The following is a 26,461-nucleotide window of genomic DNA, read 5'->3' on the forward strand; positions in this document are numbered from 1 at the left end:
CTGAAAATAACATAAGCAGACTAGAGGTTTTAACATGGCCGAAACGGTCAAACTGATTACGCCCATTGATGGCACGGTTTATGCCGAGCGTCCCGTTGCCAGTGACAAGGCGATTGACGCCGCCGTTGAGTCTGCAAAGCAGGCGCAAGCCGGATGGGCGCAGACGAGCATCGCCGAACGCGGGCGGCTTTGCCTTGCTGCGCTTGATGCATTGCTGTCGATGAACGATGAAATCGTACCTGAAATAGCTTGGCAGATGGGGCGCCCGGTGCGTTATGGTGGTGAAAAGGGTGGCGTCGAAGAACGCACACGCTACATGGTCAAGATTGCCGAGCAGGCGCTTGCACCTATCATCGAGAATGATAGGCCGGGTTTCCGCCGTTACATCAAGCATGTGCCGCTTGGCGTTGTCATGGTGATTGCACCGTGGAACTATCCATATCTCACAGCCGTCAATACAATCATTCCCGCACTGATGGCAGGCAATAGCGTGATCCTGAAACACGCCGCACAGACCTTGCTGGTGGGCGAACGTTTCGCACAGGCTTTCGAAAAGGCCGGTCTGCCAAAGGGTGTGTTTCAGAACATTGTACTGGGACATGCACAGACGGAAAAACTGCTGGCCTCAGGGCGCATTGACCATGTGAATTTCACCGGCTCGGTCGGTGGTGGTCGCGCCATCGAAAAAGCTGCCGCCGGCACGTTCATGACCTTGGGTCTGGAACTTGGCGGCAAAGACCCGGCCTATGTTCTGCCGGATGTCAATCTCGACCATGCGGTTGCCAATCTCGTCGACGGCGCATTCTTCAATTCCGGCCAATGCTGCTGCGGTATTGAGCGCATCTATGTTCACGAGAATATCTATGACCGCTTTGTCGATGGCTTTATCGACCTGACCAAGCAATATGTCGTAGGCAATCCGCTGGATCAGGCAACGACGATGGGGCCTATGGCCCAGACACGCTTTGCCGAACTTGTGCGCGAGCAGAAAGCCGAAGCATTGCGCAAGGGCGCGAAGTCACACGTCAATATGAGCGTTGCCAATGATAAGGCCGGTTCGCCCTATCTAGCACCGGAAGTGCTGACCGATGTCGATCATCAGATGAGCGTCATGCGCGAAGAAAGCTTCGGGCCAATTGTCGGCATCATGAAAGTGCGCAATGACGAGGAGGCAGTGGCCTTGATGAATGACAGTCCCTATGGGCTTACTGCTTCATTGTGGACCACAGATACGGATCACGCGGCTTTGATTGGCGACCGTATCGAGACCGGTACGGTGTTCATGAACCGCTGCGATTATATCGATCCGGCGCTGGTCTGGACGGGCGTGAAAGACACAGGCAAGGGTGCTGCCATGTCCGGCATCGGCTATGGCAATCTGACACGACCTAAATCCTACCACCTGCGTGAAGAAATCTAAGAGAGAATAATATGGGCCAGCTTATTTCCAAATGGAATTATCCAACCACGGTGCGTTTTGGCGCAGGACGCATAAAGGAATTGCCGGAAGTTCTGGAAGCGACGGGGATCAGGAATCCGCTTTTCGTCACTGATCCGGGTCTGGCCAAACTGCCGGTCGTGGCAAGCACGTTGAAAATTCTCGATGATGCCAAAGTTCCCTACGGCGTGTTTTCGGACGTAAAGCCAAATCCGGTGGAATCCAATCTGACAGCGGGTATCGCCGTATTCAAGCAAGGCAAGCATGATGGCGTTATTGCTTTCGGTGGCGGTTCGGCGCTGGACCTTGGCAAACTGATCGCGTTCCAAGCCGGACAAACGCGCCCGATCTGGGATTTCGAGGATATTGGTGATTGGTGGACCCGCGCCAATAGCGACATGATCGCACCGATCATTGCCGTGCCGACCACAGCCGGAACCGGCTCTGAAGTTGGCCGTGCCGGTGTTATCACCAACGAAGCCACACACACGAAAAAGGTGATCTTTCATCCGAAGCTTCTTCCGGCAATTGTCATTGCTGATCCTGAGTTGTCGGTGGGTATGCCTGCATTCATTACCGCAGGTACCGGCATGGACGCTCTGGCGCATTGCCTGGAAGCCTATTGCGCGCCGGGCTATCACCCGATGGCGGATGGCATTGCCGTTGAGGGCATTCGGCTCGTGTTCGAGAACCTGCCAAAAGCCTATGCCAATGGCAGCGACCTGACGGCGCGGGCGCATATGATGAGCGCTGCTGCCATGGGCGCGACTGCCTTCCAGAAGGGTCTTGGCGCGATCCATTCGCTATCCCACCCGATCGGCGCGCTTTACGACACGCATCACGGCATGACCAATGCCGTATTCATGCCCTACGTGCTTGCATTCAACCGTGATGCCATCGAAGAGCGTATCGGGCGGCTTGCCAACTATATTGGTATCAAAGGTGGTTTCGATGGTTTTGCCAAGGCGATCATCAACCTGCGGACCGACCTCAAAGTACCTCATGCATTGCCCGGTCTGATCAAGGATCTGGATATGGATGATGCACGCAAGGAATTGATTGCCGATATGGCAATCGTCGACCCAACGGCGGGAGGCAATCCTGTTGAACTGACCAAACAAGCAGCACTCAAGCTGCTGGACGAGGCAATCAAGGGGTAACCGAAAGGCGAGCTTTGATGGTCAAATTAAAAGGGCGCTGGCAACGGCGCCCTTTTTGCTTCCTGAAGGCAATAAGGTTACCACCAAAGTCGTATATATCACGATTCTTCTGCATGATATGAAGCTCGGTAGATATCGAGGTGAAAAACAGACTGATGAAAAAGAAAGCCGAACGTTTGCCAGCGCCGTTGCAGTTCGTGCTATGTCTTTGTCTTCCAGTTGTTATTGCCAGCATAACCTATTTCTCAGGTCAACCAACAGATCTTGTTGTATTGAAAACGGTTATTTCAGCTCTCTATTTGCCTGTTGCTATCGGCTTGGAACATTCCGGATTCAGCATGCAGCCACCTCGGTTGGAATCGTGGCGTGAGACTCTCGTACGTGGTTTTGTAGAGAGTCTGATGCTCTCAGCATGGTTGACTGCCTTCGTGTGGAAGCCCGGTTTGCCACTTGAGAATAGTCTGAACACATTTGGTGCGCTCTTCGGGTTGTATTTTTGCGTTATATTGCTTTCCCGCAACATACGACGCATTTCAGTAGTCGGGCAGCGAACCGAATCGTTTCACGTATAACGGATAGGCAAAGAGTGCAATGAGCTAGGTTTGGCTGATCTCTTAGGTGAGCGAGCAATGGACTGACGAGATTAATCCCGATCTTTCCGACTAACGGGATTCTTGCTACTGTCCCAGCAGGAGCATATCCTGTGCTGCGAGGCTGACCTTCACATTTTCACCGGGTGAGGGCGGAGGGGCGCTCGGATTGTTGAACGTATCGAATGAGACTGTGTTTTCTCCCAGCGATGCACGAATACGGATTACCGAGCCAAGGAAATGCACGCTGTTGATCTTGCCGTCCAGCGTGGTTTCACGCTTATCCGTAGCTTCGCCAAGACTGACGGCTTCCGGGCGTACGGCAAGCGAAATCTTGTCGCCTGTCTTGTGATTGATGATCTTCTGACCGATGATCACATCCTTGCCGTCGATTGCGATGACACCGGCTGCTGCATCGCGGACGGTGGCATCAAGCGTGTTCAGCGTGCCGACAAATGAAGCGACGAAACGCGACGACGGGTGATTGTAAATCTCGAACGGTGCACCGACCTGTTCGGCCTTGCCTTCATACATCACGACGATCCGGTCAGAAATCGACAGTGCTTCTTCCTGATCATGCGTCACGAAAATTGTGGTGATGCCCAGTTTGCGCTGGATGGCGCGAATTTCCTCGCGCAGCGAAACGCGAATCTTGGCGTCGAGCGCAGATAGTGGTTCGTCCAGCAGAAGGACCTGCGGCTTGGTTGCCAGCGCGCGAGCAAGAGCAACGCGCTGCTGCTGGCCGCCGGAAAGCTGGTAGGGATACCGGTCCGCCAAATGATCGAGCTTGATCAGCGACAGCATTTCATGAACAGTTGCATCGATCTCCGCTTGTGGCTTCTTCGCAACCTTCAATCCGAACGCAACATTCTGGGAAACAGTCATGTTCGGAAACAACGCATAAGCTTGGAATACCATGCCAATATTGCGCTGGTTTGGCTTGAGGTTCACCACGTCCTTGCCGCCGATACTGATCTTTCCGGATGTCGGAGTTTCGAACCCGGCCACCATGCGCAGTACCGTTGTCTTGCCGCAACCGCTGGGCCCGAGGAAGGAAATGAACTCACCCTTCTCGATATCGAGATTGAAATCATGAACAACCGTGGTCGCTCCAAAACTCTTTTTCAAATGGCTGATGGTGAGAAATGACATTGTTTCGATCCGGTCTTAGCGCTTGGTGGCGGCGAGGGATTTATTGAGACGGGTGACGATCTGAATAAGACCCATGCAAATCCACGTGATTGCAAAGGAAATAACCGCCAGTGCTGCGGGCTCATAGGCACGGTTTGCACCGATAAGCTGCAGGAATGGTCCGAACGCTGGACGGTTGAGTAGCGCAGCCATGGTGAATTCACCGATGACAATAGCGAAGGTCAGGAAGGCACCGGAGAGGACGGCAACCAGCACATTCGGGAGAATAACGCTCCACATGATTTTCACCCGGCTTGCTCCGAGGCTTTCGGCGGCTTCAGTCATGGTGCGGATATCGATAGCGCCAAGGCCGGTATCAACTGCGCGATACATATAAGGAAGCGCCAGCATCGTATAACCAAAGACCAGCAATATATTGGTGCCCATGGCGGAGCCGGTCAAAGGCAGGAACGAAGATGTGTTGTAGAGGCGGATATAGCCGAACACGACAACGATAGCCGGGATGACCAGCGGCAGCAACGTGATGAATTCGAGGAATGGACGCCAGCCGGGAAGCCGCAGGCGGACCCAGTAAGCCGTAGGGACGACCAGTACGATGCCGACAACGATAGTAACCAGCGCCATAATGATTGAATAGGCGAATGTTGCCTGGAAACGCGGATCACTGAGGATGACCCAATAGGCGTCGAGTGAATAGATGCCGCGGCGCATACGCAGGGAAAATTCCAACGTGCCAATGAGTGGCACGATAAAGTAAATAATGCCGAATGCCAGCGCGATCCAAGACCAGAAACGATTGGTTTTCATTTGAGCCACCGTTCGCTGCGCGCGCGCATCCAGATGTAAATGCCGTTGGAAACGCCGGTGATTACAATCATGCCGAAGGCGAGTGCATAGCCCAGATGCGGGTCCTGCAAGACATCGCCGCGTATCTGGGCGAAGAGCACGATAGGCACAATGCTGAGGGATGAACCGGTCAAAGCATATGCGGTTGCGATCGCGCCGAACGAATTCGCAAAGAGCAGAAGCATCGTTCCCAGCAGTGCAGGCCAAAGAATAGGAAAGGCCACCATGCGCCAATATTGCGGGCCGGTTGCGCCGAGAATAAGCGCTGCTTCCTTCCATTCCTTTTTCAACCCGTCCAAGGCGGGTGTAATGATGAGGATCATCAATGGAATCTGGAAGTAGAGATAGGTGATCGTCAGGCCCCAGAAACTGAGCAGATTGAAGCCATGGCCGTAAAGATTGAAGCCAAAGACATTGTATAGAAACGTCGTGACAAGACCTGTTCGCCCGAGTGTCGCAAGAAAGGCAAAGGCCAATGGCACGCCGGCAAAATTGGATGCCACGCCCGAAAACGTCATCAGCGGCGAGCGAATCCACGAGGGAAGCCCGCCAAGTGTTACTGCCGCCGCGACACAGAAACCTATGGCTGCACCGAGAACTGCCGATGCAAAGGAGATTTTGATGGAAATCCAGTACGCATCCATGATGGACGGCTGGAAAAGGTTCGCAATATTCGCGAGTGTCAGATTGCCCTGATTGTCCTGAAAGGCTCCGGCAATCAGATAGATTGTCGGCCATATCAAAAACAATACGGCAAAAATGATGAACGGCATGACGCCGAGCCAGTCGAGCGACAGGCGCTTACGCTCATTCGCTGCAGGTGGGACCGGTGGTGAAACGTCTTGTTCTGTAACTGCACTCATGAGTGTTGGAACCGTATTGTATAAGTAACATTATGCTGCCGCCTAAAAGGCAGTGCAGCCAGCCAGGAAAATCTGTTCATCATCGCATCCAAGACCGCAGAGGCCTTGATTTGATGGAAAAATCCCCGCGGCGGACCGCGGGGATTTCCTATCCTGTATTACTTGACGTTGGCTCCTACGATCTTGTCCCATCCCTTGGTGATGACGTCCTTGGCAGCTGCCTGTTCGTCGAGTGTTGGGAAGATCGCCTTTTCATAGGCTGCTGCCGGTGGCAGCTTGTCGAGCAATTCCTGTGGAACCTTGTTGTTCTTTACAAGGTCGTTGAAACGGATCGGATGGCAATAGCCCTTGAGCCATGTCAACTGACCTTCGTCGGAATAGAGATACTCCATCCAGAGCTTTGCTGCGTTTGGATGCGGTGCGTAAGCGCTGATTGCCTGAACATAAACACCGGCAACAACGCCGGAGGCTGGAACAACAACTTCTACAGGCGGGTTGCCCTTGAGTGTGTCACGGCCGGAAAGCGCGTTGTAATCCCAGTTGATGATGATCGGTGTTGCACCCTGAGCCAGTGTACCGGACTTGCCGATAACAGGAACGAAGTTGCCTGCCTTGTTGAGGTCAGCGAAGTACTTGAGACCTGCCTCACCAGCAGCTGCTCCATAAGCACCACCGCTTGTTGAAACGCCAGCAGCACCGACAGCGAGGATCGCCTGGTTGGACGCTCGTGGGTCGCCGGCAAGGGCAACAGCATTGGCATATTCAGGTTTGAGCAGGTCGGCCCAATCCTTTGGTACTTCCTTCACGATGTCGGTGTTTACCTGGAAGGACAGAACGCCGTAATAGTCGCCATACCAATGACCTTCAGCATCCTTGACGTTGTCAGGAATGGAGTCCCAAGTGGATACTTTGTAAGGTTGTGTCAGGCCGTCGCTCTTGGCCGATGGACCAAAGGCAAAGCCGACGTCGATGACGTCAGGAGCCTGCGGGCCCTTATTGTCCTTGTTGGCTTTGATCGCTTCGATTTCATCGCCTGAGCCAGCATCCGGGTTCAGCTCGTTGACTTCGATGCCATACTTGGCCTTGAAGCCAGCTACCATGTCGCCATAAGCGCACCAGTCGTGCGGCAATGCGATTGTGGTGAGCGTGCCTTCTTTCTTAGCAGCAGCAACCAGTTCTGCCGGTGCTTCAGCAAAGGAAATTGCCGTGCTGGCAAAAAGCACAGCAGTCGACAGCGCCACCAAGCGTTTTGTGTAACCTACCATTTTTAGACCCCTGTTTGAGCGATACGTCATTGGCTCTTTTGTCCGACGTTCCAGCACCCGATATAGGTCTCTCATGTCAGTTGGATGACAGACCTGTGACATGCTGGTGAACAGACTTTCCCTGAGCAGTATCGACAAGTGAACCACTTTTTCGGCGGCTTAGCAATTCGGGGGAAGTCTAAATTTCCGGGGTATTCCCAATCGCTTCAAAATTACTTCAATAACGACAAAAACATTGTCTGGGGCGGCAGATTGAGCTTGAAGCGGTGTCGTTTTCAGAAAAATGCGACACGCTTATTAACAAAAACAATCTCGAACGATCCAATTTAAGTTAGGGGACTAAGTTAATTTCTGTAGTGCACGGAGGAAATAGTGAATAGGACGGGCAAATTAATGCCCGCCACCACCGCCTGATGCAGGTGCTCCCGGCTTACGCATGAGAAGCGCAAATACTGCAAGAAGTGCGAAAAGCATTGTCAGGATGTAGAACACATCCATGAACGACAGCAGCGATGCCTGCTGATGCACCATTCCCGAAATTCTGCTCAAAGCAGTCGTTGGCCCATCAAGCCCATGCGAAGCAAAGTTCTTCGACATCGAATTCATGAGGTCTTCTGCTTCCGGATTGCCCCAACGGACATTCTCGGAAAGCTGGGCATAATGCAGGGCACCGCGATCCGTGAGAATCTGGTTGATCACAGCCAGACCAACTGCACCGCCAAGGTTACGCATCAGGTTAAACAGGCCGGAGGCGTTTTTCAGGCGGGCGAGCGGCAGAGTTCCGAGCGCGAGATTGTTGATAGGCACCATGCACAGCATGAGCGAACAGCCGCGCAGAATCTGCGGTATGAGCAACTCGTAGAAATCCCAGTCGGCGGTCAGATGCGTCATGGTCCAGGTTCCCGCGCCGAAGCCGAGAAAGCCGATCATGATCATGAAGCGCGGGTCCATGCGGCCGGACAGAAAGCCCGCTATGGGCGCAGTGAAGAACATGGCGAGGCCGCTGACGAACAGTGCTTCACCTATCATCAATGCATCATAACCACGGATTTGCCCGAGATAGACGGGATAAATATAGGTGAGCCCGTAGAGCCCTATGCCAAGCACGAATGAAAAGGCTGATCCGAAGGCAAAGTTCAGGTTTTTAAACGCGAAAAGGTCAACGATTGGCTGCTCGGCAGTAAAGGCGCGATAGAAGAAGATAATGGCGCCAACGACCATCACGATGCTGCAATAATAAACCGCATGATCCTGCAGCCAGTCATTGCGCGGGCCTTCTTCGAGAACATATTCGAGCGATCCGAGGAACGCGGCCATGCCGGCCAGTCCCCACCAGTCGAATTTGCTCAAAAGCGAGCGATCACCCTTGTCGAAGTCAATCAGGTTCCATGCGGCGATTGCCACCACGATGCCGGGAATGACGTTGACGAGAAACAGCCAGTGCCATGAAAAGGCATGGCTGAGATAACCGCCGACTGTCGGTCCAATTGTTGGTGCAAGTGTAGCGACGAGGCCGATCATCGGCGAGACGATAGAGCGCTTGGATGGCGGAAAGATCGTAAATGCTGCGGCAAACACGCTGGGGATCATGCCACCGCCAATGAAGCCCTGAATGGCGCGGTAGACGATCATCTGGTCGATGTTGGTTGCCGTGGCACATAGAACGCTGGCTGCGGTGAAGCCTGCTGCCGATACGGAAAACAGAATACGCGTTGAAACCAGCCGCCCGAGAAAGCCGGACAGGGGGATCATGATAACTTCGGCGATCAGATAAGAGGTCTGCACCCAGGAAATTTCGTCCGAGCTGGCGCTAAGACCAGCTTGAATTTCGGCAAGCGAAGCCGAAACGATCTGAATGTCCAGGATCGCCATGAACATGCCGAAGACCATCGCCAGAAAGGCAATGGCTTTTTTTGGATCAATCTTTTCTTCCGGAATGGCTGGAGCGCCCGGACCGCCGGCTGCTGTCGTTGCATTTGCCATGATCTTGGCCCTTTCCGATCCCGGAACCGGATTTTACTTGGCTGGAGCCGTGCGTGTATCGATATCGACGACCACACTCAGGCCAGCCTGCAATTTGCCGCTCGCCAAAGCGTCTTCCGGCAAGGCGATACGCACAGGGACGCGCTGTACAACCTTGGTGAAGTTACCCGTGGCGTTTTCCGGTGGAAGCAGGGAGAACACTGCACCCGATGCAGGGGCAATCGAGGCCACTGTGCCTTCGAATGTCTCACCATCAAGCGCATCAACCCGCACATGAACCTTTTCACCAACGGTAATGTCGCGTAGCTGTGTTTCCTTGTAATTCGCGTCGATATAGAGCGCGTTTACGGGAACGAGAGCAGCAAGACGCTGACCGGGGCTGACAAGATCACCCTTCTTGGCGGCAAGATTGCCGATAACGCCATCAACCGGCGCGCGGATGACGGTGAAGCTGAGGTCGCGAGCAGCCTTGTCTTTCGACAGGACCAGCGAAGCGACGGTGCCCTCAGCCTCTTTATATTGCGCTTCCAGAACGCCGACATTGGCTACAGCGCTGGCGATCTTGGCATCGGCAGAGGCGAGATTGGCCTTGGCCTGATCCAATGCGGCAGTTGCATCGTCAAGAGTGGATTGTGAGGCAAACCGTGTTGCGTGCAACTGGTTGGCCCGTACGGAACCGGCCTGCGCATTGGTCAATACTGCCTGAGCGCTCAACTTGCCTGCCTGCGCTTCAGTCAGCGATGCCCGTGCAGCCTCCGTCTGTGCCTTGATGCGATCAAGGGACAGTTTCTGCGTGGCGATCTGGGCCTCGGCTTGTTCTTCGGCAAGCGTGTAATCGCCGTTGTCGAGTGTGATCAATGGATCACCAGCTTTGACGCGCTGATTGGCAACAACATTGATCGTATCGATATAGCCGGTCACTTTCGGCGCGATGGCAGTGATGTCGCCCTGTATATAGGCATCATCGGTAGAGACCATGAAACGGCCAGTTGTCCAGTATTCGTAACCGAAATAGGCACCGCCAGCCAGTGCTGCGACCAAAAGGGTCGTCAGCACCAGCCGTTTGCGGGAGCGCTTGGGAGGCTCGGGCGTCTTCACTTCAGCGGCAACATCATGTTGCGGCGCTTCTGTAGTCGCAGGCATTTCGGCTTTTGAAACTGGAGCCGGGAACTGACGGATCTCAGCTTCGTTAGTTGCTTTGGACGCAGGCATTTGGGGCTTCTTTCTACGGATGTTCAGCCATAAAACTGATTGAACCAGTCGGTTCGATCATTGACATAGCGCAAATGAGAGCGCATATCAAGAGCATCGAACCGTTTGGTTCGAAAAAGAATCATAAATGAGGAAACAGACCCAGAATGTCATCTACGAAGGCCTATTCGACGCCATTGGCTGCCGCAACTGCGCTTGAAGCAGCGTTGTCAGGCGATGAACGGCAAGGCCGATTGGCTGCGGGACAGGACCCGGCAAAGCGCCAGCAAATATTGGAGGGCGCCGACCGGGTATTCTCCACCATGGGCTTTGATGCAGCCAGCATGAATGACATTACGCGTGAAGCAGGCGTGTCAAAAGGGACAATTTATGTCTATTTCGACAGCAAGGAAGAGCTTTTTATGGAGCTTTGCATTGTCTATCGCGAGAAATTATTCAATGGCATTTACTCGGCACTTGAGGGTGACCATGACTTGCGTGAGGCGCTGATCGCGTTCGGCAAGGCACTCTCCATCAAGGTGACATCCGATGTGGTCATCCGCGCGCAACGCGTGGTTATCGGCGTGGCAGAGCGCATGCCTTCCATGAGCCGGAACTTTTACGAGCAGGGCCCGAAGAAGGGGCAGGCCATGTTGAGAGTATTTCTGGAAAAGCACGTGGCCGCTGGCAATCTGGAAATTGAGGACACTGAACTTGCCACTTACCAGCTATCCGACCTGATGATGACGGGCATTTTCAAGCGTCGTCTTTTCGGTTGCATGGATGAAGCGCCGACTGACGAACAGATCAGCAAGACGGTTACGGCAGGTGTCGATGTATTCCTGAGGGCCTACGGCAAGCGCTGAACTGTTCAGGCGGTGCCGCAGCTGGCACAAACGCCGCGAATTTCAATAGTCGTCTTGGATGGCTTGAAGCCATTGCCATTAGTCCATTCGCGAACGCGTGCAGTGATGACATCATCCGAAAACTCGGAAACCTGACCACATTTTTCGCAAATCGCAAAGGCTGTCATGCCATGGCTGTGGCTATGATCGTGGGGATGGGCACAGGCGACAAAGGCATTTATGCTCTCCAGCCGGTGGATCATTCCGTAATCCAGAAGCTTGTCGAGGGCGCGGTAAACCTGAAGCGGCGCGCGGAAACCATTATCACGCAACTGATCAAGAATAGTATAGGCACTCAGCGGCCCATCGGCGCGTGTCAGCGCATCGAAAACCAGTGACTGGTTCTTGGTAAGTTCCTGCGTAGCCGTCATCTTCAGTTGATCCTCATAGCTTGATACTAAATAGGAAATTTTTTCCACAACCGCCAGTGTATCTATTATTTTCCACCGTTCTCAAATTTGCCATTGTTGACTAATGTAATAACATCACATACGAACACGTCAAGAATATGCCGGGACGCTTGCAGCGCATCCGGCTTTTCAATGAGTTTATGAGTCCATGACTGAACCGAGCCTGATATTTCGCGATCTTACACTGGGTTACCACAGCCATCCGGCCGTGCATCACCTAAGTGGAGAAGTTGCGCGCGGGTCCCTGACTGCGGTGGTTGGGTCTAACGGTTCGGGCAAATCCACACTCATGAAGGGTATTGTCGGTGTATTGAAGCCCATGTCCGGCTCATGCACTGTCGAGAAAGGCATGCGGATTGCATATCTGCCCCAGCAGTCGGAACTCGACAGGTCTTTCCCGGCTCGTGTCGTGGATCTCGTCTCGCTCGGTCTGTGGCCAAAGCGCGGGCTTCTCAGCCGCTTTACCAAGGAAGACCGAACGAGCGTTTCCGAAGCACTTATGGCTGTTGGTCTGGGTGGTTTTGAAAAGCGTGCTATCGATACACTGTCCGGTGGGCAATTGCAGCGGGCGCTCTTTGCGCGCGTCCTTGTTCAGGACGCCGATATTATCCTCCTGGACGAACCGTTCAATGCAATCGATGCAAAAACCGTTTCCGATCTGATCAGCCTCATCAAGCGTTGGCATGGTGAAAGCCGCACCATAATGGTCGTCGTTCACGATCTTGAACTTGTGAAGGAGCACTTTCCGGAAACTTTGCTTCTGGCGCGCAAGCCGATTGCATGGGGTTCATCCCGCGAGACACTGCGCCCGGAGAATCTCCTTCATGCACGTCAGTTTCATGAGGCATGGGAAGAAGGGGCTGCATGGTGCGAAGAAGACCAGTTGCACCGCCACGATCATGCGCATGCCCATAACCACGACCATGATCATGATCATGACGAGTCCCACGACCATCTGAAGAAAGGGGCGGCATAGGCATGTATGATTTCCTGATTGCGCCTTTTGTCGAGTACAGCTTTATGCAGCGCGCCCTTATTGGTTCGCTGGCGCTTGCGCTTGGTTCATGCCCGGTCGGTGTGTTTCTGATGTTGCGGCGCATGAGCCTCACAGGCGATGCAATGGCCCACGCGATCCTGCCGGGAGCGGCAGTCGGGTTCCTGCTCTATGGATTGCAGATTGTGCCAATGACCATCGGTGGTCTGGTCGCAGGTGTGATAGTGGCTTTGGGTGCCGGTGCCGTGTCACGCTTCACGATCCAGAAGGAAGACGCCTCGATGGCAGCATTCTATCTGATTTCGCTGGCGCTGGGCGTTATGATTGTTTCGTTGCGGGGCTCAAATGTAGACCTTATGCACGTGCTGTTCGGTACTGTGCTGGCACTTAACAATGACGCTCTTATCCTGATCGGACTTATCTCGGCAATCAGTGTGGTTACGCTCGCCATCTTTTGGCGCGGGCTAGTGGCCGAATGTCTCGATCCGTTGTTTTTGCGATCTGTCAGCCGTATCGGAACGCCGGTTCATTTCATATTTCTCGGGCTGGTCGTGATCAATCTCGTTGGTGGTTTTCAGGCTCTTGGCACATTGCTTGCTGTTGGCCTCATGATGCTTCCAGCTGCCGCTGCACGTTTCTGGACCACACGCGTGGGGCCGATGTGTGCTCTTGCAATCGCTATAGGCTTTGCTTCGTGTATCGGCGGCCTGTTGATCTCCTATCATTTCTCAGTGCCATCAGGGCCGGCAATCATTCTTTCGGCCGGTGCCGTTTACCTTTCTTCCATTATTCTCGGATCAAGCGGCGTTCTTAATAGCCGCCTGCGTCCACATCGTCACAGAACTGCATAAACCAAGGAAAGAGACCATGATCAAAACCCTTAAATTTGCCAGCGCTTTGAATGTTATACTATTACTGAGTGCTGCCCACAGCTCTGCATCGGCAGAAAATCTCAAGGTTGTTGCCAGCTTTTCGATCATTTCGGATTTTGCAAAAAATGTAGGTGGCGACAAGATCGATCTGACAACGCTTGTCGGAGCAGATGGCGACGCACATGTTTATGAACCAAAACCATCGGATGCCGCTGCTGTTGCCAAGGCCGATGTTGTGCTGGTCAATGGCCTGAATTTTGAGGGCTTCCTGCCACGGCTGGTTGAGGCCAGCGCTACGAAGGCGCCGATTGTCGAACTGACAAAGGGTGTAGAGCCGCTGAAAAGTGAAGAGGAAGAGCATGATCATGCCGGTGGCGAAGCGCACAAGCATGAAGGCGAGGCGCATAACCATGAAGCCGGGCACAACCATGGCGCCTACGATCCTCACGCCTTCCAATCAATCAGCAACGCAAAAATCTATGTGAAGAATATTGCTGATGCCTTCTGCACGGCCGACGCTGTGAACTGCGACACATATAAAACCAATGCTGCCGACTACACCAAGAAGCTCGATGCGACAGAAACCGATGTGAAGGCAGCAATCGCGTCCATTCCGGAAAACAAGCGCCTCGTCATCACATCGCATGATGCATTCGGTTATTTTGAACACGAATATGGCCTCAAGTTCCTGGCACCGGAAGGCATATCGACAGACTCCGAGGCATCGGCGGCGGATATTGTAGCGCTCATCAAGCAGATCAAGGAAGACAAAGCCTCAGCGATTTTTGTTGAGAACATCACCAATCCGCGCCTGATCGAACAGATCGCCAGCGAAACAAAGCTGAAAGTTGGCGGCACGCTCTTCTCGGATGCGCTCTCCAAGCCTGAAGACGGCGCCGGCACTTATATCGATTTGATGAACCACAATATAGATACGTTCAAGAAGGCCATTCTCGGCAGCTGATAGTACATACCTTGAAAAGCGGAGGACAACTCCGCTTTTCTTTCGCTCAAGAATGTTATGTTATTACATATAAGGAAAGCTCATGACACGGCACTTACTTACTTTTTCATCGTTCGCCATCACAGCCAGTTTGTTGACGGCGCCAGCATTGGCAGAGGGGAAAACCGCCTGGCGTCTTTTTGTAGCTGATCAGGTTGCCCCTGTCGTTCGGGCGCTTGATGCCAAATCCGGCGATGTGCTGGAAACTTTCAAGTTGAATGCGCCTGCCGGTCTTTCGCGTAGCGATAGTGGCCGCCTCGTCTTCGCCAATGAGCGGGATGCGGGGCAGTTTTCGGTAATCTCCAGCGGAGTCTCCATCGATGATCACGGTGATCATGGAGATCTGAAGCTTGAAAAACCTGCGCTGCTGGATGTGAAATTTGCGGGCAAAAAGCCCTCACATTTTGTCGATCATCACGGTCAGATTGCTTTGTTCTTCGATGGTGATGGGGTTGTCAAGATTGTTAAAGAGTCTGACATTCTAAGCGAAAAGGCGGAAACCCGCGAAATAAAGGTGGCTTCGCCGCATCATGGCGTTGCCGTTGCGTTCGGGGATAATGTTTTGGTTTCCGAACCTCATCCAACTGATCCGGTTGAAGAATTGCCCGTTGGTGTTCGTATTGCAGGCGCAGATAATGCTGTGACAGGTGAACTCTACAATTGTCCTGACCTCCATGGAGAAGCGGCTTCCGGCAGCATTGTCGCTATTGCCTGCAAATCTGGTTTGCTTCTGGTAAAATCCGGAAATGACGGGCCGCAGATCGAGCACCTCGACTATTCAAAGTCTTTACCGGAAGGTAAGTCGTCAACTCTTGTCGGGGGCCAGGGGCTACAATATTTCCTGGGGAATTATGGTCCGCAAGCTGTTGTCCTGATTGATCCTGCCAGTGAAGACGCCTTCCGCCGGATCGAACTGCCGGCGCGACGCGTGCATTTTGCTGTCGATTCAGCGCGTCCCCGCTTTGCCTACATCTTTACCGAAGACGGGCAACTTCATCAGCTTGATGTCGTAACGGGTTCGATCGAGAAATCGCTGAAATTGACTGACCCTTACAGCATGGATGGTCATTGGAATTTGCCTCGTCCGCGCATTGCCGTTGCCGGTGACGACATCATCGTCAGTGATCCACTGAAAGGTCGCCTCCAAGTCGTCGATGCTGGAAGTTTCGAAAAGACCCGCGATATTCCGGTCGAAGGTACGCCTTACAACGTGGTCGCCATCGGAGGCTCCGGCGAAGTCCACGAATAAACCTCATGCCTGCGCGTCTGAACGGCGCGTGGGCTTTTTCTTTTTGGAAAGGCTCAAGCCATGCAAAACACAGCAACAGCCAATCGCTTGCCGGTCACTGTGCTCTCGGGATTTCTCGGAGCAGGCAAGACTACGCTGCTCAATCATATTCTTAACAATCGTGAAGGCCGCCGCGTTGCAGTCATCGTCAATGACATGAGCGAGGTGAATATTGACGCCGCGCTGATCCGTGACGGTGGTGCGAACCTGTCACGCACTGAGGAACAATTGGTCGAAATGACCAATGGCTGCATCTGCTGCACCTTGCGGGACGACCTTCTGGCGGAAGTGCGGCAACTGGCCAGCCAAGGCCGGTTCGATCATCTCTTGATTGAATCAACGGGAATATCAGAACCACTACCGGTTGCATCGACATTCGACTTCCGCGATGAGAACGGGCTGAGCCTTTCGGACATCTCGCGGCTCGATGCGATGGTAACGGTGGTCGATACGGCCAATCTTTTAAAGGACTACGCATCAAGTGACTTCCTGAAAGACAGGGGAGAATCATCGGGCGATGCGGACGACCGCACGCTGGTGGATCTGCTGGTGGATCAAATTGAATTTGCCGATGTCATCATCCTGAACAAAATATCATCGGCATCGATGTATGACCGCGATCTTGCCCGCAAAATCATCCATGCGCTCAACCCTGATGCCAAGGTCATCGAGACAGATTTTGCGAAGGTTGATCTCGCGGAGGTGCTCGACACCGGACTTTTCGATTTCGACAAAGCACAGGAACATCCGCTTTGGTACAAGGAGTTGAATAATTTCTCCGACCACGTGCCTGAAACGGAGGAATACGGTGTCCGCTCGTTTGTATATCGCGAGAGGAGGCCATTCGATCCGCAGAAATTCCAGGACTTCATCAATTCCAACTGGAACGGTGTCATCCGTGCCAAGGGATTTTTCTGGCTGGCAACCCGGCCGGATCATGTTGGGGAACTGAGTCAGGCAGGTGCACTGGTCAGATCGGAAAAACGCGGGCTTTGGTGGTCGTCAATCTCGAAAAGCCGGTGGCCGGATAATCCCGAATGGCTGAACGCCATGAAGCCATATCTCCATCCAGTTTGGGGCGATCGCCGTCAGGAGCTGGTGTTCATCGGCGTTGAACCAATGGATGAAGTCGAAATTCGTGCTCAACTGGACGCCTGTTTGCTCGATGCGGACGAGTTTACGCCGCACAAATGGGAAGGGTTGCTGGACCCGTTTCCAAGCTGGATGAGACAGGCCTCCTGAGATCGCGCAAATGAGATTGCGCTTGGGAGGTCTGCAGAAACTGGCATCAAGCCTGTTAGGCACCGATGTCCTTGATGAGAAGAAGCCATCCCAAAGTCAAGGCTTCAACTGCGATAGTCCTTCCCCCGCAGGGGAAGGACATGATCAATGCCCGGGCGAAGTTTTTAACTGCTCCTGCGGGACAACTGAACCTAAATGAACATGGCGGCGGCGGAGGTCGAGCTGATGCGCACCTTGCCGATATTGCGGCCATCCATTTCGACGATTTCATATTCGAAGTCGTCCACGACGAGTTTTTCACCTGTTGTCGGGATATGCCCCAAATTCCAGAGAATATAGCCGGCGAGCGTTGTATAGCGGTCGCCATCATCGACAAGATCACGGTCGATCAAGCTGCCAAGCCGGCGAATATCGATATAGGCATCGACGACCATGCTGCCATCTTCGGATCGCTCCAGAATAGGGCTCTCTTCGCCTTCCTCCGGAAAGTCACCGGCAATAGCCTCAAGGATATCTGTCGGCGTTACCACGCCTTCGAATGATCCGTGCTCGTCGAGAATGACACCCATCTGCACGGTCGAACCGCGAAGCTGCTCCATGACACGCAGAACGTTGGCATTCTCGTGCAGGATGAGCGGCTGACGTGTTACCTTTTCCCAATCGATCTTGCCGCCGTCCAGAATGGCAAACAGCAAATCCTTGGTGAGGGCTACACCGACGAAATCATCAACGCGTCCGCGTGCAAGCACAACGCGGCTGTGAGCAAGGGTGCGGATTTCGGCAAGCAACTCTTCATTCGTCTCGTCGAGATCAAGCCATTCCACTTCGTTCCGCGGAGACATGATGGAACGTACCGGGCGCTCGACAAGATCGAGAACGCCACGGATCATTTCCTTCTCCTCCGGATGGAAGACGTCACCGGCCGCCGTATGTTCGGCAATGACGTCGAGTGTATCGGAGTGCGGCGTATCATTGCCGCGTCCACCACCAAGCAGACGAAGTACAGCGCCTGCTGTGCGATCACGCAAATCCATGGTGGTTACGCGTTTTTCGCGGTTGTGGCGGCCAACCTGATTGGCAGCCTCGACAAGAACCGAGAAGCCGATGGCAGCGTAGAGGTAGCCCTTGGGGATATGGAAGCCGAAGCCTTCGATGATAAGGCTGAAGCCGATCATCATCAGGAAGCCCAGACAGAGAATGACCACCGTGGGGTGACGATTGACGAAGTTCATCAATGGTCTTGAGGCGAGCATCATTACGCCTACGGCAATGATAACAGCGATCATCATCACTTCGAGATGCTTGACCATGCCAACGGCCGTGATCACGCTATCCAGCGAGAACACAGCATCCAGAACGACGATCTGGGCGATAACCTGCCAGAATACGGCATGGACGGCGTTGCTTTCCTTGGCAGCAAGATGACCTTCCAGCCGTTCGTGCAATTCCATTGTTCCCTTGAACAGGAGGAACACGCCGCCGACGATCAAAATGATGTCCCGCCCGGAGAAACCGAAACCAGCCACGCTGAAAAGCGGCTGTGTGAGTGTGACAACCCAGGATATTGAAGCGAGCAGCACCAGACGCATGATCAATGCCAGCGACAGGCCAACTATACGGGCACGATTACGCTGGTGCGGCGGTAGCTTGTCGGCAAGGATGGCAATGAAAACAAGATTGTCGATGCCAAGCACGATCTCCAGCACGACGAGCGTGGCGAGACCGATCCAGGCATTCGGGTCGGCAATCCATTGTAATGACAGGTCCATTGGGAAGTCGGGTCCTTTTAGCGGATAAAATAGGGGCGTGGCGCGGCAGGCAGAGCGGCTATCAAAGACAGCACAAATCCACCGGCGACGCGGGCAAAGTCAGAATTGGGAAAGTTGGCGGGTTTTCGGTGCTGACGCTGCGGGTGCAGAGTCAGCATGCTTCGCAAGTCCGGACTTGGAGGCTCTTCAGATTGATCGTCCGGCATTGATGCGCGCGGTCAGTCCCTGTTAACTGGCTGAAGGCTAAACAGCCATTGTTTAGATGAGCCTTTTTGAAATCCCGCACTTGCTTAACGGCGCGGGGAGATGTGCTCTTAACTCCATGTACTATACGACGCGGGTAGCGAATGCCAAGCACTTTTCTTTAGGCCCGCATTAGGCAAAACTTTTGCAATCATTTATGTACACCCTATCTTATAGGAAAGTAGGCAGAGAGCAGAGTTCGGCGAATGACCATTTCCAATGAAGATGAATTGATCCGGCTACAGGAAATTGGGCGGATCGTTGCCAATACGCTTGATGCCATGGCCAAGTCGCTCGAACCCGGGATGACGACAGCGGAACTCGATATGATCGGCCGTAAACTGCTTGAACAAGCGGGTGCCCGCCCGGCCCCGGAGATGTGTTACGGCTTTCCCGGCGCGACCTGTATCAGCGTGAATGAAGAGATCGCGCATGGTATCCCCGGCGACCGTCTTATTCTTGCGGGTGATCTCGTCAACATCGATGTCTCTGCCGAGAAAGACGGGATTTTTGCCGATACAGGCGCTTCTTTCGCGGTGCCGCCCGTTTCACGCGCAATAGACCGGCTTTGCCGTGATGGACGGAGAGCCATGTGGGCAGGTATCAGGCAAGTCGGAGCAGGCAAGCCTCTTGCAAAAATTGGACAAGCGGTGGGTGAGTTTGCTCAGAAAAATCGCTACACGCTTGTCACGAATCTATGCAGTCACGGGGTAGGCTATGCCTTGCACGAAGAGCCCGAAGAGATTGCTACATGGCCGGACAAGACAGAGCAAAGAGTCATGAATGAAGGGCTGGTTTTCACCATCGAACCCTTTCTTTCCATGGGAGCCGATTTCGCAAAGGATGGCGATGATCCCTGGACACTCTTCGCCGAACCATCTGCACCCACCGTACAATATGAGCATACAATAGTTGCTAGCCGCCACGGCCCGATTGTCGTCACCTTACCCGGGTGAGGCCGTCGTTCTATCCTGCAAAGCCGCCTTCATCGAGAAACGCGCGTTCTTCCTCGGTGGTATCGCGGCCCAGAATGATGTTGCGATGGGGAAAACGTCCGAAACGTTGAACGATGTCATAGTGATCGTTGGCATATTCGACATTGGCAGGTGAGCCATGACTGCAAAGCTCGACGCATCGACGTTGGTCATCCACATCTTCCGAATGCATGAAGGGCAGATAAAAGAATGCACGCAGCTCTTCCGCGACAGACAGGTCATGCCCTTTCTCAAGAGCGCGATTGGCATAATAGCGGGCCAGTTCATCGGTGGCATACATGTGCCCGGTATTACGGAAACAGTTGCGTGGAAACTGGTCGAGAAGGATCATCAGTGCCAACGCCCCCTCGGGACTTTCCACCCACTCTTCGTATTCCCGTCTTGCCGCAGCAAAATGTTCATCAAGAAATGTCTTGCGAAAAATGATGTCGAACGCTTCGTCTTTCTTGAACCATTTTTCAGGTCCGGCCTCACGCCAGAATGCGGCAACTTCAGCAATTTTGGACGCATGTTCGTCGGACATCATTATACTCCCTTTGGCCTCGACCAATTCAATTTGCGTCCGCAGATGCGGCGACGGGCAAGACACTTGCGGTCTCTTCGCTCAATGCGCGCCCGGGTTGGCGCGGTTTGATCAACGGGCCAGGAACCGGCATATTGCCCTTCATCAGATCATTGCCTGCGCGCATGCCGCCTGCAAGCTGAAGGTCAAGACGCTCATCATCACGCTGACGGATATCGCGGATGATTTCCGCCGCTTCTTCCGGATCAACACCAAGCCCGACCAACGTTGTCTGTCCGAAAATAAGGGCTGATTCAAAGGTTTCGCGGACTTGATATTCAACGCCGGCTTTGATGAGTTCGATCGTATTACCGCGATCAAATGAGCGCGCATAAATCTGCACCAGCGGAAACTCGGCCTTGATGAGGTGAGCGATCGACAGGATCGTTTCCGCCTTGTCCACGCAGATCAACACGGCTTGAGCGCGGCCCGCACCAGCTGCATGGAGAATATCGAGGCGTGTACCATCGCCGTAATATACCTTGAAACCGAACTGCGCCGCTGCCTGGATCATTTCAATGTCATTGTCGATAATCGACACATCGACGTCCTTGAGCAGGAGCGGTTGGCTGGAAATCTGGCCGAAGCGACCAAAGCCAATGACCAGTACCCGGCCATTCAATCCATCGGCAATATCAACATCTTCCAAAGACTGTGTTTCAACAGGCAGCATAAACCTCATGCCAATGATGGCGAGAGGGGTAAGTACCATTGAAATAATGATGATCGCCGTGAGGATCGCATTGGACTCTCCATCGAGAATGCCGACTGCTGTGGCTGTTGCATAAAGTACAAAGGCGAATTCACCGCCTTGAGCCATGACAATGGCACGTTCCAGTGAATCACGATGTGACGACTTCAGCAGGCGGGCTACGAAGTAGATCGCAATGGCTTTGACGATCATAAAGGCAGCGACATAGAAAACCACCATCTGCCAGTTGGCGGCGACGACTGCAAGGTTGAGTGACATCCCGACGGCAAGAAAGAACAGGCCAAGCAAAATGCCGCGGAATGGTTCGATATCGGCTTCCAGCTGATGCCGGAACGTGGATTCGGAAAGAAGAACCCCCGCAAGAAAAGCGCCCATGGCCATCGAAAGCCCGCTGACCTGCATGAGCAGGGCGGCACCCAACACAACGAGCAAGGCGGCGGCAGTCATCACCTCACGGGCTCGGGTCATGGCGAGAAAACCGAACAAAGGATTGAGCAGATATCGCCCTGCAACGATCAAGCCCCCGACCGCGCCGATTCCTATGCCGATATCCAGCCAGCGAAGCCCGCCGGTTTCTGTGGTGCTTATCGGTGCAAGGAAGGTAACCAGCGCAAGCAGTGGTACGATGGCCAGATCCTCAAAAAGCAGGATCGATACCATGCGCTGACCTTTGGGAGAGGCGATATCACCGCGTTCTTCCAGCAATTGCATGACGATGGCTGTCGAGGTTAGAACAAAGCCCGCACCCGAAACGAAAGATACGGCAACGGGAAAGCCGGTTGCGATACCGACGCCGGTAAGGAGCAGTGCGCAGACGATGACCTGCAAAGCGCCGAGCCCGAAGATTTCGTTGCGCAGGCCCCAAAGCCGCGTCGGCTGCATTTCCAGCCCGATTATAAACAGGAACATGACCACGCCCAGCTCGGCCACATGCAGAATGGTTTCCGGGTCGGAAAAGAAACCGAGACCAAATGGGCCGATGACCAGACCGGCAGCAAGATAGCCCAGTACAGACCCCAATCCGAGCCGCTTGAAGAGGGGGACGGCAACAACACCGGCTCCGAGAAGCACGACAACACTTAATAGATCGGGTCCACTTGCTTCCGCTGCCATTGTCTCTCCTGCGCTGCGCGTTTGCTATAATTTGACAGGTAAAGCGCAGGTGCCCGGCAAGCAAGCTAAAATGGCGGTGTGGCGAACAGGTCCGATTACAACTCTGTGAAGCCTATGCTTTCCAGATACGCTTGGCGTTTCCGGAGAAGAGTCTTGTCTTTTCATCAAGGCTGCAACCGGAGACCAATGCGTGGGTTGCTGCCACCCATGTGGCGAGACCGCCGCCAAGCGTGCAGACTGGCCAATCGCTGCCCCAGACCAAGCGGTCAAAGCCGAAGCTGGTGATGATGTGATGCACGTAGGGCTCAAGTGTTTCGACGCGCCATGTCCCGGCATCCGCATAGGCGATCACACCGGAAACCTTGGCGGTGACGTTCGGGCGTTTGGCGATTTCTGTAACTCCGGCCTGCCAGGGCTTGAATGCTTCACCCTTAATATCGGGAACGCCGCAGTGATCGAGGATGAATTGAACATCGGGTGCCATGTCGATGAGGGCGATGGTCTGCTCGATCTGCCTTGGCAGTACACACAGGTCGAATGTCAGTCGCGTGCCACCAAGCCGCTTTATGTTCTCGCGAAAGCGCGGCTGTTCCGAAAGCTCATCCGGCATGACGTGGAGAACACGGCGAAATCCTTTAACCAAAGGGTTTGCCAGTTGACGATCAAGGAAGGCTGCAAAGCCTTCATCTTCCGGACGGCAGGAGGAGATTGCGCCAGCGATCAGGCTGCCTTCGCGGGCTGATAATTCAGCGACGGTATTCGTTTCATTTTCGATATCTGAGACTGCAACATCGACTTCCATATGCAATGCGCGAGTTATGCCCGTGCGCCGTGCTTGCTGCGCGTATTCCTCATAAAGGAAATCGCGGTTCAAAGCTTCGACACTGGATAACCACGGATAGGACAGGGCAGACTGGTCAATTAGATGCAGGTGAGTATCGATCAGTTCGCTAGCCGGCATTTAGTTTCTCCAGTCAGATATGACCTACATCCGCGCCGGAAAGCTCCGACAATTTTTTCGCTGTGGCAACGATCATCTGGCATACTTGATCCACTCCGGGCGCATCCGGAACGTTGAGAACCTGAATGTAAGGGCAGGTGATCGCAGCGATGGCGCGGCCATCAGGGCCAAGTACCGGGGCCGAGACGTTGAAAACGCCACCGGTCTGGGCGCTGGGCATTATCTCATAGCCGCGTTCGCGGATGACACTCAGGCGGTCGCGATAATCATCCGGTTGCGAATCATCGTCAACGTGTCGTTCATATTCCGCAATCATCAAGCTGCGCTCCTCGACGGAACGGAATGCCAGCAATACATGGCCTGAACCAGTGTTGAGCAAGCTCATATGCGAGCCAACACGAATTGAGATGCCCCAATACTCGGGAGCTTCCTGCTGGGCAACGACGACCACTGCGCCGCGATCAAATACGCACAGGTGGTTAGCCTGTTTGGACTGAACTGCGAGGTCGCGCATGAGTGGCGTTGCATAGGCCGCCAGACGTCGGACTGGTGCATGCAGCTGTGCCAATCCGAAAAGCTTGAGGGTCAGCGAATAGCGGTCACCTTCGAGCCGGGTGACATAACCACGGCGGACCAGGCGGTCGAGCATGCGGTAGAATTCGTTGGGGCTGCGACCGAGCCGCTTTGCAATTTCCGCCTGTGTTACGCCGCCATCAATTCCCGCAAGCAGTTCAAGTATGTCGAGCCCTTTGTCTAGCGCAGGTGCGCGGTAACGGTCGTCTTCTTCAGCCATTATGCGATTACTCCCTTGCTTAGGCTTATACGAAGATCATCACCGGATGGAAGACTTTTTCATCGCTTGACGATCAAGCAGGCAAATGTTTGTATATGAATGAACTTCCCATATATGGGGATATAATACATAAGCGGATCGAGATACCAAGTCCGACGGGAGGATAATTTGGCGAAAATTCAACGCGTTGAGTTGCGAATGGTCGATCTGCCGCCAAAAGTGCTGCGGACGGATGCAATTCAGAGTTTTGTCAGTCAGGAGACGCCGATTGTCACAATTACCGATAGTGACGGCGCTGTCGGTACCGGCTACAGCTATACAATTGGAACTGGCGGTTCGTCGGTTATGCGCCTGCTTTCCGATCATCTGGTCCCAAGACTGATTGGCAAGGATGCGGATCAGATTGAAGCAATCTGGCACGATCTAGAGTTTGCAACGCATGCAACGACGATCGGAGCGATAACTGCAATTGCGCTGGCAGCCATTGATATCGCTTTATGGGATTTGCGCGCAAAGAAACAGAACTTGCCGCTGTGGAAACTTGCAGGCGGGGCAAAAGATCGTTGTCCGTTATATACTACCGAAGGTGGCTGGCTTCACATTGAGAAGCAGGCACTGGTTGATGACGCGCTGCAAGCTAAAGCCAAGGGTTTCAAGGGCGCCAAGGTCAAGATCGGCCGTCCGCATGGGTCGGAAGATCTGGATCGCCTGTCAGCTGTGCGTGATGCTGTTGGTTCCGGATTTGAAATCATGACTGATGCCAATCAGGGCTTTTCGCTGGACGAAGCCATTCGTCGCTCTCACGTGCTGCGGGACATTGATCTGGCTTGGCTGGAAGAGCCGCTGCCAGCCGATGATATTGATGGGCACGTGCGCCTTTCCGCCTCGACGCAAACGCCTGTAGCTATTGGTGAATCGCTTTATTCGATCCGGCATTTCCGCGAATATATGCAGAAGGGTGCCTGTTCTATCGTACAGGTGGATGTCGGTCGTATCGGTGGGATTACGCCTTGGCTGAAAGTGGCGCATGCGGCGGAAGCATTCAACATTCCAGTATGCCCGCATTTTCTGATGGAATTGCATGTCAGCCTGACCTGCGCGGTGCAGAACGGCAAGTATGTCGAATATATTCCGCAGCTGGATGACCTGACAAAGACGCAGATGCGGATCGAAAATGGTTATGCTTTGGCACCTTTAGAACCCGGAATCGGGATCGATTGGGACTGGGATGCGGTCAAGGCGCGAAGTGTGGATGAATTCACTACCGAAATCCGCGCCTGATGGCCTTCACGGCTTAAAAAGAGATATTATTGCCCAAATCGGGGCGAAATGCATGAGTGGCATTATGAAATGCCCAATGGAGATATGAGATGACAGGCAAGCTTGAAGGCAAACGCGTTCTTATTACAGCAGCCGGACAGGGCATCGGCCGGGCTTCGGTGCTGGCTTTTGCGCGCGAAGGGGCAATCGTCCATGCGACGGACATCAATCAGCAATTGCTCGATGCCTTGCCCAAGGAAGCGAATATCAAGCCCCGCAAGCTGGACGTGCTCAAGGCAGATGAGGTCACGCAGGTGATTGGCGAGATCGGGGCAATCGACGTGCTTTTCAATTGCGCGGGTTTTGTCCATGGCGGCTCGATTCTCGATATGCCGGATGCCGATCTTGAGTTTGCGCTTGATCTCAATGTGCGCGCCATGATCCGCACGATCCGCGCTGTGCTGCCGGGGATGATCGAACGCAAGGAAGGCGCTATCGTCAATATGTCTTCAGTCGCCAGCAGCGTGAAGGGGGTGCCAAACCGCTTTGCTTACGGGGTGACCAAGGCGGCCGTCTTGGGGATAACCAAATCGGTAGCTGCCGACTACATTACCCAGGGTATTCGCTGCAATGCGATTTGCCCCGGCACGGTGGAAAGCCCTTCGCTTGAGCAACGTATGCGGGCTGGCGGCGATTACGAAGCGACCCGTGCGACCTTTATCGCGCGCCAGCCTATGGGGCGTTTGGGTCTGCCGGAAGAAATTGCCGATCTTGCTGTTTACCTTGCGGGTGCGACCTACACGACGGGACAAGCCTACAATATCGATGGCGGCTGGACAGTTTAGGAAAGA

The 26,461-nt window shown here is 53.8% G+C and carries 24 protein-coding genes; 12 read left to right on the forward strand and 12 right to left on the reverse strand.

Features of this window, described 5'->3' with window-relative positions:
* Window positions 1–34: 34 nt before the first annotated feature.
* The 3 genes from ABKW30_RS11920 (at window position 35) to ABKW30_RS11930 (ending at window position 3,170) form a co-directional block, all read left to right on the forward strand.
* Window positions 35–1,420, forward strand: a complete 1,386-nt coding sequence (locus tag ABKW30_RS11920) for an aldehyde dehydrogenase family protein (RefSeq protein ID WP_348599149.1) — start codon at window positions 35–37, stop codon at window positions 1,418–1,420.
* Window positions 1,421–1,431: 11 nt separating this feature from the next.
* Entirely contained in the window at window positions 1,432–2,598 is a 1,167-nt protein-coding gene (locus tag ABKW30_RS11925; RefSeq protein WP_348599150.1) for an iron-containing alcohol dehydrogenase, read from the forward strand.
* Between the two features lie 155 nt (window positions 2,599–2,753).
* Window positions 2,754–3,170, forward strand: coding sequence for a hypothetical protein (locus ABKW30_RS11930; RefSeq protein ID WP_348599151.1), 417 nt, complete (start codon window positions 2,754–2,756; stop codon window positions 3,168–3,170).
* A gap of 105 nt (window positions 3,171–3,275) precedes the next feature.
* On the opposite strand, the gene ABKW30_RS11935 is transcribed toward ABKW30_RS11930, so the two are convergent.
* From ABKW30_RS11935 to ABKW30_RS11960, 6 genes are all read right to left on the reverse strand, one after another.
* Window positions 3,276–4,340: an ABC transporter ATP-binding protein gene (locus ABKW30_RS11935; protein ID WP_348599152.1), complete on the reverse strand. Its 1,065-nt coding sequence runs from the start codon at window positions 4,338–4,340 to the stop codon at window positions 3,276–3,278.
* 15 nt (window positions 4,341–4,355) lie between these two features.
* On the reverse strand, window positions 4,356–5,147 hold the full coding sequence (locus ABKW30_RS11940; protein ID WP_348599153.1) for an ABC transporter permease: 792 nt from the start codon (window positions 5,145–5,147) through the stop codon (window positions 4,356–4,358).
* Window positions 5,144–6,049, reverse strand: a complete 906-nt coding sequence (locus tag ABKW30_RS11945; protein ID WP_348599154.1) for an ABC transporter permease subunit — start codon at window positions 6,047–6,049, stop codon at window positions 5,144–5,146. The genes ABKW30_RS11940 and ABKW30_RS11945 overlap by 4 nt, the downstream gene beginning before the upstream one ends.
* A 158-nt stretch (window positions 6,050–6,207) precedes the next feature.
* The gene (locus ABKW30_RS11950; protein WP_348599155.1) at window positions 6,208–7,314 is read right to left on the reverse strand and encodes an ABC transporter substrate-binding protein; all 1,107 of its coding nucleotides are present in this window, start codon (window positions 7,312–7,314) and stop codon (window positions 6,208–6,210) included.
* A 390-nt stretch (window positions 7,315–7,704) separates the two neighbouring features.
* Window positions 7,705–9,297 carry a DHA2 family efflux MFS transporter permease subunit gene (locus ABKW30_RS11955; protein ID WP_348599156.1) on the reverse strand — a complete coding sequence of 531 codons (1,593 nt, stop codon included), beginning with the start codon at window positions 9,295–9,297 and terminating at the stop codon, window positions 7,705–7,707.
* A 33-nt stretch (window positions 9,298–9,330) separates the two neighbouring features.
* Window positions 9,331–10,509 carry an HlyD family secretion protein gene (locus ABKW30_RS11960; protein ID WP_348599157.1) on the reverse strand — a complete coding sequence of 393 codons (1,179 nt, stop codon included), beginning with the start codon at window positions 10,507–10,509 and terminating at the stop codon, window positions 9,331–9,333.
* Between the two features lie 146 nt (window positions 10,510–10,655).
* On the opposite strand from ABKW30_RS11960, the gene ABKW30_RS11965 reads away from it, so the two are divergent.
* Window positions 10,656–11,354, forward strand: a complete 699-nt coding sequence (locus ABKW30_RS11965; protein ID WP_348599158.1) for a TetR/AcrR family transcriptional regulator — start codon at window positions 10,656–10,658, stop codon at window positions 11,352–11,354.
* Window positions 11,355–11,359: 5 nt separating this feature from the next.
* Here the strand turns inward: ABKW30_RS11965 and ABKW30_RS11970 are convergent, their stop codons facing one another.
* Complete coding sequence (locus ABKW30_RS11970) at window positions 11,360–11,764, reverse strand: Fur family transcriptional regulator (RefSeq protein WP_348599159.1); 405 nt, start codon at window positions 11,762–11,764, stop codon at window positions 11,360–11,362.
* A gap of 187 nt (window positions 11,765–11,951) precedes the next feature.
* Between ABKW30_RS11970 and aztA the strand changes: the two genes are divergently transcribed.
* The 5 genes from aztA (at window position 11,952) to zigA (ending at window position 17,202) form a co-directional block, all read left to right on the forward strand.
* A complete protein-coding gene (gene aztA / locus ABKW30_RS11975) occupies window positions 11,952–12,779 on the forward strand; it encodes a zinc ABC transporter ATP-binding protein AztA (protein ID WP_348599160.1) in 828 nt (275 codons plus the stop codon).
* Between the two features lie 2 nt (window positions 12,780–12,781).
* The gene (aztB, locus tag ABKW30_RS11980) at window positions 12,782–13,648 is read left to right on the forward strand and encodes a zinc ABC transporter permease AztB (protein ID WP_348599161.1); all 867 of its coding nucleotides are present in this window, start codon (window positions 12,782–12,784) and stop codon (window positions 13,646–13,648) included.
* 16 nt (window positions 13,649–13,664) lie between these two features.
* Complete coding sequence (aztC, locus tag ABKW30_RS11985) at window positions 13,665–14,633, forward strand: zinc ABC transporter substrate-binding protein AztC (protein ID WP_348599162.1); 969 nt, start codon at window positions 13,665–13,667, stop codon at window positions 14,631–14,633.
* A gap of 82 nt (window positions 14,634–14,715) precedes the next feature.
* Window positions 14,716–15,921, forward strand: coding sequence for a zinc metallochaperone AztD (gene aztD / locus ABKW30_RS11990; protein WP_348599163.1), 1,206 nt, complete (start codon window positions 14,716–14,718; stop codon window positions 15,919–15,921).
* Window positions 15,922–15,981: 60 nt separating this feature from the next.
* Entirely contained in the window at window positions 15,982–17,202 is a 1,221-nt protein-coding gene (gene zigA, locus ABKW30_RS11995; RefSeq protein WP_348599164.1) for a zinc metallochaperone GTPase ZigA, read from the forward strand.
* Between the two features lie 191 nt (window positions 17,203–17,393).
* On the opposite strand, the gene ABKW30_RS12000 is transcribed toward zigA, so the two are convergent.
* Window positions 17,394–18,971, reverse strand: coding sequence for a TerC family protein (locus ABKW30_RS12000; RefSeq protein ID WP_348599165.1), 1,578 nt, complete (start codon window positions 18,969–18,971; stop codon window positions 17,394–17,396).
* Window positions 18,972–19,420: 449 nt separating this feature from the next.
* Between ABKW30_RS12000 and map the strand changes: the two genes are divergently transcribed.
* On the forward strand, window positions 19,421–20,170 hold the full coding sequence (gene map / locus ABKW30_RS12005) for a type I methionyl aminopeptidase (protein WP_348599166.1): 750 nt from the start codon (window positions 19,421–19,423) through the stop codon (window positions 20,168–20,170).
* Between the two features lie 10 nt (window positions 20,171–20,180).
* Here the strand turns inward: map and ABKW30_RS12010 are convergent, their stop codons facing one another.
* The 4 genes from ABKW30_RS12010 to ABKW30_RS12025 form a co-directional block, all read right to left on the reverse strand.
* Window positions 20,181–20,732 (reverse strand): DUF924 family protein, encoded by a 552-nt coding sequence (locus ABKW30_RS12010; protein ID WP_348599777.1) that lies wholly within the window; start codon window positions 20,730–20,732, stop codon window positions 20,181–20,183.
* Window positions 20,733–20,760: 28 nt separating this feature from the next.
* Window positions 20,761–22,596: a monovalent cation:proton antiporter-2 (CPA2) family protein gene (locus ABKW30_RS12015; protein ID WP_348599167.1), complete on the reverse strand. Its 1,836-nt coding sequence runs from the start codon at window positions 22,594–22,596 to the stop codon at window positions 20,761–20,763.
* Between the two features lie 112 nt (window positions 22,597–22,708).
* Complete coding sequence (locus ABKW30_RS12020; protein WP_348599168.1) at window positions 22,709–23,557, reverse strand: amidohydrolase; 849 nt, start codon at window positions 23,555–23,557, stop codon at window positions 22,709–22,711.
* A 13-nt stretch (window positions 23,558–23,570) separates the two neighbouring features.
* Window positions 23,571–24,353, reverse strand: a complete 783-nt coding sequence (locus ABKW30_RS12025) for an IclR family transcriptional regulator (protein WP_348599778.1) — start codon at window positions 24,351–24,353, stop codon at window positions 23,571–23,573.
* Window positions 24,354–24,518: 165 nt separating this feature from the next.
* On the opposite strand from ABKW30_RS12025, the gene ABKW30_RS12030 reads away from it, so the two are divergent.
* Both ABKW30_RS12030 and ABKW30_RS12035 read left to right on the forward strand, forming a co-directional pair.
* Window positions 24,519–25,631, forward strand: a complete 1,113-nt coding sequence (locus tag ABKW30_RS12030; RefSeq protein WP_348599169.1) for a mandelate racemase/muconate lactonizing enzyme family protein — start codon at window positions 24,519–24,521, stop codon at window positions 25,629–25,631.
* A gap of 89 nt (window positions 25,632–25,720) precedes the next feature.
* Complete coding sequence (locus ABKW30_RS12035) at window positions 25,721–26,455, forward strand: SDR family oxidoreductase (RefSeq protein WP_348599170.1); 735 nt, start codon at window positions 25,721–25,723, stop codon at window positions 26,453–26,455.
* The last annotated feature ends 6 nt before the right edge of the window (window positions 26,456–26,461 follow it).

The organism is Phyllobacterium sp. SB3 (assembly GCF_040009165.1).
GTDB lineage: Bacteria > Pseudomonadota > Alphaproteobacteria > Rhizobiales > Rhizobiaceae > Phyllobacterium.